The sequence below is a fragment of the Paenibacillus hubeiensis genome (assembly GCF_032334105.1).
GTDB lineage: Bacteria > Bacillota > Bacilli > Paenibacillales > Paenibacillaceae > Paenibacillus > Paenibacillus hubeiensis.
This window is the reverse complement of sequence record NZ_JAVYAE020000003.1, coordinates 669,878-683,577: the sequence shown is the minus strand read 5'-3', so window position 1 is coordinate 683,577 and position 13,700 is coordinate 669,878. Positions and strand designations below refer to the sequence as shown.

7 protein-coding genes are annotated in these 13,700 nt (G+C 53.8%); all 7 read left to right on the top strand.

From position 1 onward, the window contains the following. Positions 1 to 629 precede the first annotated feature (629 nt). The 7 genes from RSX24_RS13035 to RSX24_RS13005 all read left to right on the top strand — a co-directional run bounded on the left by RSX24_RS13035 (position 630) and on the right by RSX24_RS13005 (position 13,692). Positions 630 to 6,113 (top strand): S8 family serine peptidase, encoded by a 5,484-nt coding sequence (locus RSX24_RS13035; protein WP_343260853.1) that lies wholly within the window; start codon positions 630 to 632, stop codon positions 6,111 to 6,113. A gap of 359 nt (positions 6,114 to 6,472) precedes the next feature. Beyond that, positions 6,473 to 7,699: a trans-sulfuration enzyme family protein gene (locus RSX24_RS13030; protein ID WP_236416821.1), complete on the top strand. Its 1,227-nt coding sequence runs from the start codon at positions 6,473 to 6,475 to the stop codon at positions 7,697 to 7,699. Between the two features lie 170 nt (positions 7,700 to 7,869). After that, positions 7,870 to 8,610, top strand: coding sequence for a FadR/GntR family transcriptional regulator (locus RSX24_RS13025; RefSeq protein ID WP_236416822.1), 741 nt, complete (start codon positions 7,870 to 7,872; stop codon positions 8,608 to 8,610). Positions 8,611 to 8,616: 6 nt separating this feature from the next. Beyond that, positions 8,617 to 9,810 (top strand): M20 metallopeptidase family protein, encoded by a 1,194-nt coding sequence (locus RSX24_RS13020; RefSeq protein WP_339277919.1) that lies wholly within the window; start codon positions 8,617 to 8,619, stop codon positions 9,808 to 9,810. A 15-nt stretch (positions 9,811 to 9,825) separates the two neighbouring features. Next, on the top strand, positions 9,826 to 11,394 hold the full coding sequence (locus RSX24_RS13015; RefSeq protein WP_343260852.1) for an ABC transporter substrate-binding protein: 1,569 nt from the start codon (positions 9,826 to 9,828) through the stop codon (positions 11,392 to 11,394). A 432-nt stretch (positions 11,395 to 11,826) separates the two neighbouring features. Beyond that, complete coding sequence (locus tag RSX24_RS13010; RefSeq protein WP_236416825.1) at positions 11,827 to 12,744, top strand: ABC transporter permease; 918 nt, start codon at positions 11,827 to 11,829, stop codon at positions 12,742 to 12,744. Between the two features lie 15 nt (positions 12,745 to 12,759). Beyond that, complete coding sequence (locus tag RSX24_RS13005) at positions 12,760 to 13,692, top strand: ABC transporter permease (protein WP_343260851.1); 933 nt, start codon at positions 12,760 to 12,762, stop codon at positions 13,690 to 13,692. The last annotated feature ends 8 nt before the right edge of the window (positions 13,693 to 13,700 follow it).

Genomic DNA, 13,700 nt, shown 5'->3' with positions numbered 1-13,700 from the left:
AGAACAATCGCTTAGGAAGAGGATGTTCCAAAGTTTACTTTGGAGACACCCTCTTTTTTATTATTTTGCACAATGACGCAAGATGCGCCGGAAGTTCGATAAAGGAGTGACATGAAAAATCATCAAAAAGGTTTATTTTCTATTTTTTTCAAAAAAAGGACTTGTGCAACTCCGATGTTGAATCTATAATAACCATAAAATCCCAAGTATCTTCAAACCGAAAACGTATGCTTCCATTTACCTCAGGTCCTTCCTTACCGTCAACCGGACAAGCATCCTCTCTGTGTAAAATTGTTGCAATACCCCTAATACACCCTTGATTTGCAACTCTCCCGACACGCCAACACCAAGAAAACCTCCCTGTTAGACAAGCTGCATGGATTTCGCGGATTTCCGTTTGCTTATTAAATTCTAACGAAAAACCTCAGACCTTTCGCCATCGTGATTTTGAACGACTTACACTGCTGAACCGAATCCTGTTTTCACAGCGTACATGGATCGACACTTCTATCGCAAAGGGGGTGGTGCCAGATGTAATCGACAATCGTAAGGGCTTCAATGTTGTAACCATGCTGAAAAGCACGTGCTATTCGCCAAATTAAAAAACCGGGTAAAGGGAGTGGAAAAGTTTGATAAAGATGAATCGGCTGCGCAAGCCTCTATCTATGGGTCTATCGGTTCTCCTTGCGTTATCTATCATTCAACCGGTCTCCGCACAGAACACCCCCTCGCAGAAGCTGGATATGAAATCGAGTCTGAACCAGCTGGCGACCGACAAGGTCAGTTCCAAACTCAGCAAACAATTTGATGGCAACGAATACGTGACTTACCTGGTTAAAATGAAAGAACAGACGGATACGGCACGCGTTTCGAAGCAGGCCATGGAAAAGGCAACCACCGATAAAATGACGGCTTCTTCCGCCAAATTGTCCGTGCGAAGCTCTGTCGTCAGCTCATTGCGGGAGACGGCCTCACGCACCCAGTATTCGCTGGAACAATACCTGGATCAGCAGGTTGACCAAGGCAAGGTCAAGGAATATAAAAGCTATTTCGTCGTGAACGCGCTGATGGTAACGAGCACGAAGGACGTGATGGAGCAGATTGCCCTGCTGCCGGAAGTCGGTAAAATTTTGCCGAATGAGACGCGTTATCTGGACCGGGCCGAGGTCAGCGGCAAAACCGAAGCGGCCGCTCCGGACAAAGCTCTCGCACCGGCAGCCGTGCCTGCCAAGGCTTCCAAGGAGCAGGCGGCATCGCCGAGCGTTGAAAAGGGCGGATCCTCCACGGCTGTCAGTGACGCTTCCAAGCCGGAGACACAGACGGAGAACGTGGAATGGAACATCGACTACGTTGGCGCTCCGGCCGTCTGGGATAAAGGCATTGACGGCACCGGCATCGTTGTGGCCAATCTTGACAGCGGAGTCGATTACACGCATCCGGCCCTTTCCCAAAAGTGGAGAGCGCGCGACGCTTCCGGCAATATCGTCAGCCCCGAGTTGAGCTGGTATGATCCGCACAGCGGTTCAACGCTTCCGGCAGACGGTGACGGACACGGGACGCATACGATGGGCACAATGGTGGGATCCGAGCCGGACGGCACCAATCAGATCGGTGTTGCTCCTGGCGCGAAATGGATCGCCGTGCGCATTTTCAATCCCGAAACCACCGATGCCATCATTCTGGATGGCGGGCAGTGGCTGTTAGCTCCTGTGGATGCCCAAGGCAATTTGCATCCAGAGCTTGCACCCGACGTGGTTAACAACTCATGGGGCGGGGGCGCCGGCCTGGACGAGTGGTTCCGTCCAATGGTGCAAGCTTGGCGGGATGCGCAGATTTTTCCTGAGTTTTCGGCAGGGAACGTCAGATTGACGAATCCGGGCGGACCGGGCTCCGTCGCCAATCCGGCAAACTATCCCGAGAGCTTTGCGACAGGCGCAACGGACATTAACGGCAATCTTGCTTCCTTCTCCCTACTCGGACCCTCCCCGTATGGAGAGATCAAACCCGAAGTGTCCGCACCGGGCGTAAACATCCGCTCCTCCGTTCCGGGCGGAGCGTATGAAGGAGGATGGAACGGCACATCCATGGCAGGGCCGCATACGACAGCTCTTGCCGCTTTGCTCCTTCAAGCCAACCATTCCCTGACGGTAGACCAGCTTGAAGAAATCATCACCGATACGGCGACGCCCCGCACGGACAGTCAGTATCCCACTTCGCCCAACAACGGATACGGTCACGGCATCATCAATGTTTTGGATGCGGTAGGCTCCGTGCTTGAAGGGATCGGTACGGTATCCGGAAGGGTGGTCACCGCAGGCGACGACCTGGAAGAACCCGTACTGGAGCATACGCCGGTGAATGCGGCGTTCGCGGGATTTGACGTGCCGCTTTCGGCTCGCGTAACCGATGATGTCGGCGTTGTATCCGTCGAGGCTTTTGCGAGAACGAAAGGCACGGCTTCATACGTGTACCTTCCCATGACGCGTGTATCCGGCGATGCCAAAGACGGTACATATACGGCGACCGTTCCGGCATTCCTGATCGACGAGCAGGGGCTGGAATACTACATTCGCGTCAACGATTACGGCAATAACGGCTTCGAAAGCGACGTATACCAAGTCTCTGTCTCGAACGGCGTACAGCCGGGCTATTTCCAAAATTTCGAGCAGGATCAGCTCGGGTTCACCTCTGGCGGAGAAGGCAATACGTGGGCTTGGGGAGTGCCGACAAGCGGGCCGGGAAGCGCTTTTTCAGGCGAAAAGGTGATCGCGACCAATCTGGAAGGCAACTACGCAGCCAACAGCAATGCTTACTTGGTAGCCCCGCCGATCGACCTGACGGATGCGCCGGATGGAGCGCTGCTCACCTTCAAGCATTGGTACGATTTCGAGAACAATATCGATTTCGGCAAGGTGTACATCGCTGCCGAGGATAATGATTTTGTGTTTGAGGAGGCACTGAGCTTCACGGGCACAGGCGGCGATTGGAAAACGCAGTACGTTGATTTGCGCGAGTATGGAGGCCAGCGTGTATTCGTACAGTTCAACGTAACCAGTGACAATTCCGTGCAGAAAGCAGGCTGGTATATTGACGATTTTGCCGTGCAGGAACTGGACGACACGGCTCCGGGTGCACCGAATTCGCTGACGGCGGATGCAGATATCCTGGGGAATGTAGCTCTGTCATGGCGTGCACCGGCTGACGAAGACCTGGAATCCTATGTTGTTTACCGGTCCGAGGCATCCGGTACCGGATATGAAGCGATAGGCAGCACAACGGCGACCGCATTTACGGATACGGCAACGGTTACAGATGCCACTTATTTCTATGCGGTGTCCGCCGTGGATTACAGCGGCAATGAGGGAGAGAAATCCAACGAGGTTTCCGTCGCCGTAACCGTGCCGGAAGAGATCTATGTCGACCATTTCGACGGAGATACAGATGGTGACTGGACGCATTCGGGAACGAAGGACGAGTGGGAACGAGGTATACCGGCAAGTGGTCCTGCCAGCGCCGTGTCGCTGCCGAACGTATGGGCCACCGACCTGGACAACACCTATGAGAACGGATCGAATTCCTTGCTGGTATCACCTGTCATTGATTTGAGTGATGTATCCGAAGCAACGCTGACCTTCAACCATTGGTATGAGATTGAGGGAGGATACGACTATGGTTACGTGGAGGCGACCGCGGATGGCGGCGCGACGTGGACCGAACTGGGCAAGTTCTCGCACAGCACCAATGGCAAACAGTGGACACCCGTGTTCTATAATCTGGGAGCGTTCGCGGGCCACGAAGTCCAGTTCCGTTTCCGTCTAACCTCTGACAATAGCGTAGTGAAAGCCGGATGGTACATCGACGATTTCCGCATTCTCGCCCTGGGTGCGCAGAACGTGACGGCAGACGATGTCGTGCCCGGCAGCGACAAGCCGAAGCCGGTGTACGATAATCCTTGGTTCAAAGTGACGAGCACGGACAAATTCGAATTTAACAGGAACGGCCAAACGGGTGAGCGTCCAGAAGCGGACGCAGACGCCGCAGCTCCGGTAACTCCGCAAAGCCTTCCGGCCAGCGCGACAGTCACGGTGCTGGAAACGGGGCGCTCGGTCAAAACCGATCCGGCAACCGGAAAGTATAGCTTCACGCATGTTGCCGGTGAATACACGCTGAAAGCGGAAGCATACGGTTTCTATCCGCGGACCCAGGCTGTGACCATTACCGATGGCAGCGGAGCCAAGGCGAATTTCAATCTGGAGGCCATTCCGGTTGGGCAGATTGAAGGAATCGTGACCGATGAACGGACTGGGGAACCCGTGTCCGGGGCCACCGTGCTGGTGCAGGAAGATGCGCGGGTGCCAGCCGTTCAGACCGGGGAAGATGGCCGATTCGCCCTCGAAGTACTTGAAGGGGACTATACACTTTCCGTTCGGGCCGCGGATTATTACGGTGATACGATCAGTATTAAGGTTCCCGGCAACGGGACGGCCCAGGCAAATTTTGCTTTGAAGCCATTCGTTGGATTCCCGGGAGAGATCGCCTATGACGACGGAACCGCCGAGAACGCCAGAGCGTTCGTGTCGGCCGGAAATGCGTGGGCCGTGCGTATGACGCCGGAGCAGGATTCATCCCAGCTGACAGGAGTGTCCCTGCGCTTCTGGAACACGGCGTGGCCGCAGCCGGGAGGAACAGCGTTCCAATATGCCGTATACGATGCGACCGGAGCAGATGGCGCGCCGGGCCGTTTGCTGGCCGGGCCATTCGATGCCGAAGCGCTGCGCAACGACCAGTGGACCACGCTGAGTCTCCCCGAACCGGTCGTGGTGGAAGGAGATTTCTACGTTGTATATGAACAGACCGCTGCCGGAACGAACGCACCGGGTCTGGCGACGGACGAAAACGGTACAAATGCCGGCCGAAGCTGGCAGCGCGTGAACGGAGCATGGAGCACATCCCCGGCAGAAGAGGGCAATTACATGATTCGTGCCGTAGTGCGGTATCCGGTGAACGCGCCGGTAATCACTTCGCCGGCCAACGGGTCGTATACGAAGGATTCCACGGTTCTCGTGAGTGGAACTTCACCCGCATCCGGAGCGGAAATCCGCATCTATAATGGAGATGAAAGCATTGGAACGGCAGCCATTGAGAACGGCCAATTCGAGCTGGAAGTGGAAGTCCAGCCTGGAGAAAATACACTTAGCGCGGAAGTGGTCGTCAATGGCAAAACGACGGAGCGTTCCTTGCCAGTCACGATTACGCTGGATCAGACCGCACCGGAATTAACGATAACTTCTCCGGAGGACGGAGCTCGCATCAATACAGAAGTCGTGCATATTGTCGGCAATGCGCTGGATGCTTATCTGGACAAGGTTACCGTCAACGGACAAACGGTACAATTGGACGGCGAGGGTGGCATTAGCCATAGGGTGCTCGTCGATGAAGGGGAAAACCTTATCACGATTACGGCTGCTGATCTTGCTGGTAACGAAACGACGATCACACGTACCGTATACGTAGAGACGGCCTTGCCTGTACTCAGCAACATTGCACCTGCTGAAGACGTTCGAATCCGGGCAGGCGAAGTGGTGAATGTCTCGTTTGACAGCGCACCGTCTCTGCAGGCTTCCTTCCGGATCGAGCTGCCGCTTGGCCTGAACGGTTCAGCCCGTGCCGAAATTCCGCTGATCGAAACTGCACCGGGCCATTATGAAGGGACGTATACCACTCCGTCCTCGCTGGTGCTTGAAGGCGGGGTCATCGTGATCCGGGCGTGGGATGCCGCAGGCAATGAACTGGAGACGGACGCTCCGGGCAGACTATTTGTCTCTGCGGGTGGAGAAGAGCCGGAACCGCCTGCTGGCGCAGAGCCTGTCGCGATCATTGAAGCGCCATCCACAGCCAAAAAGAAGAAGAACGTTGAGTTCAACGGAGGTTCTTCTTATGTGGAAGGTGGCAAAATCGCCAGCTATGCTTGGGACTTTGGCGACGGGGAAACGGCTTCAAAGGCCAAAGCGAAGCATAAATTTACCGCCCCGGGCGTCTATACGGTCCAGTTGACCGTGACCGACAACAATGGGGTACAGAGCAGCGCAAGCCACACGATCACCATTGAATAACCTGCTGTTGGTTCATTTTTTGCCAATGAATTTGAAACCTGACAACGAACCATGAAGGAAAAAGATTAACATCATTTAATCCGCTGGAAAATCGGACAGGTCGACGGCGCAGCACTCACGCCGTCGGCTTGTTCGTTTTTGGTTTCGTATCTGGTGTGACATAATCTAACTTTTATCGCGTTGTAATGTCTTATCTTCATTTACAATTTCAAAATTGCGTTAATGTTATTGACGTAAAATAACCGAACCTATATATTGAGAAACAATACAAATATAAATGGTTTAAGGTTTATACCATATACTTTAGTTCGGGTGAATCGTTAAACGTGAAGCATTAAACATTGGAATGGAGAGATTTCATGCAAAAAGAGTGGAGATTCGATACGGCTGCCGTACATGTGGGGCATCAGCCGGATCGTGCAACGCGAGCGGTCTCGCAGCCGGTTGTGCCTGCCGTGGCATACGCTTTTCCCGATGCGGAAACGGCTGCGGCCGTTGTCGCCGGGAAGATGGATGGCACGTACTATGGCCGGTACGGCAATCCGACGACGCGTTCGCTGGAAGAGAAGATCGCCTATATGGAACGCGGCGAGGATGCGATCGGCCTTAGCAGCGGCATGGCTGCAATATCGTCCGCGCTGCTTGCTTTTCTCCAGCATGGGGATCATGTCGTCGTCACGAAGGATATTTACGGGGGCACCTATAATTTTATCACGCAGATGGGACCTCGCTTTGGAATCCAACACGATTTCGCGGATTGTTGCAGCGTGAAGGCGCTGGAAGCGGCCATTCGTCCCAACACCAAAGCGATTTACGTCGAAACGCCTTCCAATCCGCTGCTGACGGTTCTTGACCTGCGTGGGATCGCCGCCGTGGCCAAGTCGAGAGGCATCCCCTTGATCGTGGACAATACGTTTATGACGCCGTACCTGCAAAGGCCGTTGGAGCTCGGTGCCGATGTCGTCGTGCACAGTGCCACCAAATATTTGAACGGGCATGGCGACGTCGTGGCCGGGTTCGTGGTAGGTACAAGTCAAGTCATCGATTTTATCCGCAAACGGATCTCCGGCGATTTGGGTCAAAATCTGAATGCGTGGGAAGCATTCCTTATTCTGAGAGGGCTCAAAACGCTGGGTCTGAGGGTGCGCACGCATTGCGAAAATGCCCGCCAGGTTGCGGAATTTCTGCAGAGCCATCCTCGGGTGCGGGCGCTCCATTACCCGGGTCTGCCCAGCCATCCCCAGCACGAACTCGCCAAATTGCAGATGGACGGGATGGGGGGCATCGTGTCTTTTGAAGTAGAGGGCGGTATTCAGGAAGCCCAAACATTCATGAATGCGCTAAAGCTGGCGATGATTTCGTTCAGCCTGGGCGATCCAGAAACATTGGTGCAGCATCCGGCCACCATGACCCATTTTTCTGTTCCGAAGAACGAGCGGCTGCGTTTTGGGATAACGGATGGCCTCATTCGACTGTCCGTCGGGCTGGAGGATCCTTCGGATATCATTGCAGACCTGCGCCAAGCGCTGGAATCATTGGCGGGTTTGATCACAGGGGGAGAGACAACAGCATTAACCGGCCAATAGGGGAAAAAGAGGGGATTTGAGCTCTTTTTGTTGTCGAATGACGTGTTCATTCGTTGGAACGTGCATGTTTTTGAAAAAAAACTATTGCATATGTGTTTACTCGGAATTATAGTATGAGTATAACGTTTAATGGTATAAGGTTTAGACATTATATCGATCGGAGTGTTGATATGCAGGGTCAGCTGACTTTCCAGTTCGAGAAAGTATCTGCGAAAAAGGTCAGTGAATTTATTCGCGAGCAGTTGGAGGAAGCGATTATCCTCAAGGAAATCATGGGTGAGGACCAACTTCCGTCCGAACGCGAGCTGGCCGAAATCTTTAACGCGAGCCGTATTACCGTTCGCGAAGCGTTAGCCGCGCTGGAAGCAAAAGGATTGATCGAAAAGCGGGTCGGCGCCAAAGGAGGCACGTTTGTTCTGCCTATTACGGCTAACGCGCATAAAAGAACCAAAGAAGAAATCATGCGTGACTGGGAACAAATGCTGCACGTATTCGAGTACCGCACGCTCGTCGAACCTGAAGGCGCATTTCTGGCTGCTGAGCGGATCACCGCAGGCGAGCTGGAAGTGCTGGAAGGCTACGTGATGCAGAGCAGGGAACCCGATTGCTCGCGTGAATGGTTTCGGGCGCTGGACGTCAAATTCCATTTGGCGATCGCGAAAGCGTCCGGCAATCCGTACATAGAGCGAGCGGTTCGCGAGATCCGGACCAAAATCAATCCGGCCTTGGACTTGATGCCTTACGATGACCGGATTCGTTCCCTGAACCACGGCATACATATGGACATCCTGGAAGCGTTGAAAGCCCATGATCCGATACGGTCTCGCGATACGATGAAGAAACATATCGAATCCTCTGCGGATGCCATTTATGCCCGATTGAACGCAACGGAACCTACAGGAAAGGATTGACAAGCAATGGAACAAGCAAAATTGATCGAACTCGCGCAGGCGCTGCAGCCGCGCCTTACCGAATGGCGCCGGGATTTTCACCGCAATCCGGAAATCGGTTATGAAGAGGTAAGGACGTCGTCCATCGTAGCCGAGCATTTGGAGCGTTTAGGGCTTGAAGTCACCCGTAATGTAGGCAAAACCGGCGTCGTTGGTGTGCTCCGCGGAGAAACAGACGGACCAACCATTGCACTGAGAGCGGACATGGATGCACTGCCGATCCAGGATCTGAAAGGCGCGGAATATAGCTCTCAGATCGAAGGCAAAGCACACCTGTGCGGGCATGATGCCCATACGTCCATTCTGATGGGAGCGGCGGAGCTGCTTACGAGCCTTGGGAAGCCCAAAGCGGGCAACATCAAATTTGTATTCCAGCCTGCTGAAGAAGGTCTTGCGGGGGCACGTGCCATGATCCATGACGGCGTGCTGGAAAATCCAAAGGTAAGCGCGATTGCGGGCCTTCACATGACGCCAGGCATGGATACGGGCACCGTGGGCGTAAGCCGGGGCGTTGCTTTTGCTTCGGCAGACCGTCTGGTCATCAAAATCTTCGGCAAAGGCGGACATGCGGCAAGACCGCATGAAGGCATCGACGCGATTGCGGTATCCGCGCAAGTAATCACGGCGCTGCAAAACATCGCCAGCCGTTTGGTGGACCCGCTCGAGCCTGTCGTCGTAACGATCGGCAAAATCAACGGCGGATACATGGGAACGGCGATTGCCCCGGAAGTCGAGATGATCGGCACGGTTCGTACATTGTCTCCGGCTCTGCGCGAACGAATGCCAGCCTTGATCGAGCAAGTGGTCAGCGGGGTCTGCAGCTCGTTCGGCGCAGGGCATGAAGTAGTGTACGGCGACGGTTACCCGGTCGTCGTGAATGATGTGGGCATGGTTGATTTTCTGACGGAAACGATCGACGGCTTGGATTGGGCCAAAGGCTGGACCAGCATCGTGCCTTCCACGGGCGGCGAGGATTTTGCCTTCTATTGCGAGCAGGTTCCGGGCGTATTCTTCAGGCTTGGTTCGGGCAACGAAGAAGAGCGGACGCGTTATCCGCTTCACCATCCGATGTTCGATCTCGACGAATCGGTCATGCCATATGGCGTGGGTATGCTGTCGGCAGTAGCACTTCGCTTTTTGGAAAAACATACGAATCAATAAGGGGGAGCAGGCAACATGAAAAAGAGAACTTGGGCAAGCATGTGGTTGACATTACTCGCAGTCGTATTGGTGCTCAGTGCTTGCAGCGGGCAAAGCGGAAGCGGAACGACGGCAACCGGAACCGAAAAGGGCAGTGAGAGCGGCGCATCCAGCAAAACGCTGACGATTGCGACGCCTACGGACATCGAGAGTTTTGATCCGCACAACAACAACAACACGGCCAGTGAAGCGGTGCTGGTCAACGTGTTCGATTATCTGCTCAAAAATGACAGCAACCAGAACAAGGTTCCCGGTCTTGCAACGTCATGGGAGCAAGTGAACGATACCACGTGGAGATTCAAGCTTCGTGAAGGCGTTACGTTCCATAATGGAGATCCGTTCACATCGGCTGACGTGAAATACACGATCGAACGTGTCGCTAAAGACGAAACGCTGAAACAAAACAGCTACTTCAAAAACATCGTTGAAGTGAAGGAAGTGGACGAGCACACTGTCGACATCGTTACAGAAGGTCCTGACCCGCTGCTGCTGAACCGTTTGTCCAAAATGGGTGCAGGCATTCTGCCTGCCAAATACATTCAGGATAACGGCTTCGATGCTTTCCTGAAAAATCCGGTCGGCACAGGCCCTTACAAGTTCAGCAAATGGACGAAAGACGACCGTGTCGAGCTTGTCAAAAACGAAAATTACTTTGATGGCACGCCGAAATGGGATCAGGTTGTATTCCGCGTCGTTCCAGAGGCCTCAACGCGGGTATCCGAGCTGCTTGCTGGCGGCGTCGATGTGGCTGCTTCGATTCCATCCACGGACATTGCGCGCATCGAAGGCGAAGCGGACAAAAAAATCGTCAAAGCACCGATCCAGCGCGTACTGCAGTTGATCTTCCGCCAAACGGAAGGAACGATCACCGCAGATCCGAAAGTGCGTGAGGCTGTCGAACTCGCCATCGACAAACAAGGTATTGTCGATAGCATCGCCGGAGGCGCAGGCGTCGTTACCCGCACTTCCGTAACACCGGGCAACTTCGGTGCAGACCCATCGTTGTACCAGACATCCCTCTATGATCAAGAGAAGGCTAAACAGCTGTTGAAAGAAGCAGGTTATGCCGAAGGCGAAGCAGAAATGACGATTTCGGTTTCCTCCCAGTACAAAGAGCAGGCTGAAGTTGTGGCGGCGATGCTGGAGCAAGTCGGCTTCAAAATCAATCTGGACGTGCTTGAGCCAAGCGCTTTCAGCGAACGTTACAGCTCGAAGTCGTTCAAAGAGATTTTCATGATCGGTATCGGAAATTCCTTGTTCGACGCTTCGAACAACTACAATCGTTACATGCTTGAAGAAGCCAAAGGCGAATCGGATTACAACAATCCGGAAGTCGAGAAATTGCTGCAATCCGCGCTCGTGAATATGGACCCGGCATCGCGCGAAAAAGAGTACCAGCAAGTACAGCAAATTTTTGCGGAAGACCGTCCGGCCGTATATCTGTACCAGATGGAAGGCGTGTACGGAACAAGCGCAAGCGTGAACTTCGAACCGCGCAAAGACGAGATGTTCTACGCCGATGAGATTACACCTGTGACTCAGTAACGTCGGACAGAATGACCTGTCCAGGCAAGGATCGGCCGTGAACGGCAGGGACGGAAAGATCAGGTTCCTGCCGTTCTTTCTTCATATTAAGAAATACATCCTATATAAACCGGACGAATCAATCACACAAGGCCACTGCGAGTGGAGTACCATCTTCTGAATCGCGTTTCGCTTGTCCCCAGATTTTTTCGATCCCCTTTTTTCAGAGGGGAAATCCGGTGAACAGCGTATGCTTCCGATGCAGCTTTCTTTCAGAAAGCTTGTGGATCGCTTCGCTTCTTCAGATGGGTTCCGGCTCTCCGTTAACGTGTGTATGTTTTTTGCGGTGTATATAGGAAGGTGATTTGGTTTCAAGAGAGTGGTTTCTGATGATGCTCGACTTGAAGCATGGTGGTAAATGAGTGATTTTGGTTTATTGGAGGTGAACGGGGAATGGGGAAATACGTATTGAAGTCTTTGCTGCAGGTCATACCGGTACTGTTCATCGTTTCCCTTATCGTGTTCATTCTGGTAAGGGTTACGGGCGACCCGGTCGCCCTGATGCTGCCCGAGACGGCCACCGCCGAGGATCGTGCGGTACTGACAAAAGCGTTGGGGTTGGACCAGCCTTTGTACACGCAATATGTAAAATTCCTCGGCAATGCGCTGCAGGGGGATTTCGGCGAGTCTTTCCGGTATGGGGAACCTGCGCTGCAGCTGGTGTTGGAGAGATTGCCGGCCAGTTTTGAGCTGGCCGTGGCGGCGATGATTTTTGCCGTCTTGCTGGCGATTCCGCTGGGGGTTGCATCCGCAGTCAAACGGAACACGTTTACGGATCTTGTCATTTCGGGGTTGTCGGTCATCGGCAAGGCGATGCCCAACTTCTGGATGGGAATCATGCTGATCCTGCTGTTCTCGGTTATGTGGGGGGTTCTGCCGGTATCCGGTCGAGGCGGATTTTCCCATCTGATTTTGCCCGCGTTCACGCTCGGCATCGGTCTTGCCGCGCAGATGACACGGCTGATCCGGTCCAGCATGCTGGAAATTTTGAGCCAGGATTACATCCGCACTGCACGTGCCAAAGGACTGGCGCGCATCGTTGTCATCGGCAAACATGCTTTCCGGAACGGGCTTATTCCGGTCGTGACGATTATGAGCTTGCAGTTTACGAGCCTGATCGGCGGTACGCTTATCACGGAAACCGTTTTTTCATGGCCGGGATTGGGACAATTGCTGGTCGTTGCCATCAATACGCATGACATGGCCATTGTACAAGCCGCCGTATTCGTCATCGCACTGATCGTGGTGCTCACCAATATTTTGACGGACGTGGTCTATAGACTGCTTGATCCGCGGATCAAATACGACTAAAGGAGGTGCATTCCCATGACAGAAGGCAACGAAATGCAGGTGCAGGGCCCGGAAGCCGCGGTGGAGAAAGGTTTGTCCGCTTCCAGCGGGTTCCGATACATCTGGAGACAACTATGGGTTAGCAAGACGGGAATGGTAGGGGCTGTCATCGTTTTAATCGTATTGTTGACGGCGGTCTGCGCACCTTTGATATCGTCGCATGATCCGGCGGCCGTCGATCCGCTCAAACGTTTGAAACCTCCGGTATGGATGGATGGCGGTTCATCGGAATATTGGCTCGGCACGGACAATTTGGGCCGGGATATGTGGACCCGCATCGTATACGGAGCCCGCGTTTCATTGATCGTCGGCCTGGGCGCCGTGCTCGTTTCCGGCTTCATCGGCGCGGTGCTTGGCCTTCTGTCCGGATTTTACGGCAAATGGGTTGATGCGGTCATCATGCGTGTCGGAGATGCGTTCATGGCCATTCCGACCATTTTGTTCATGTTGGTGGTGATGGCGATCGTCGGTCAGGGTTTGACCACGCTGATTTTTGTCATCGGCGTCACCAACTGGGTCGCATATACCCGTGTCGTGCGAAGCGAAGTGCTCAGCATCCGGGAGAGGGACTACGTGCATGCGGCCAAAGCAATAGGCGCACGTAACGGCAGGCTGATCATCAAACATATCGTGCCGAACATTCTTTCTTCCTTTATCGTGATCGCGGGTATGAACGTGGGCACGACCATTATTGCGGAAGCTTCGCTCAGCTTTTTGGGGATGGGCATTAAACCGCCTGACGTTTCGTGGGGCGGGATGCTTAGCGATGGTCGGCAATATGTAGCTACGAGCTGGTGGGTGGCAACGTTCCCCGGACTTGCCATCACATTCACCGTACTCGGCGTTATCTTCCTTGGGGATTGGCTGCGCGACATGCTTGATCCTCGCACAGACAAAACGGAAAAATGATTCAGGCA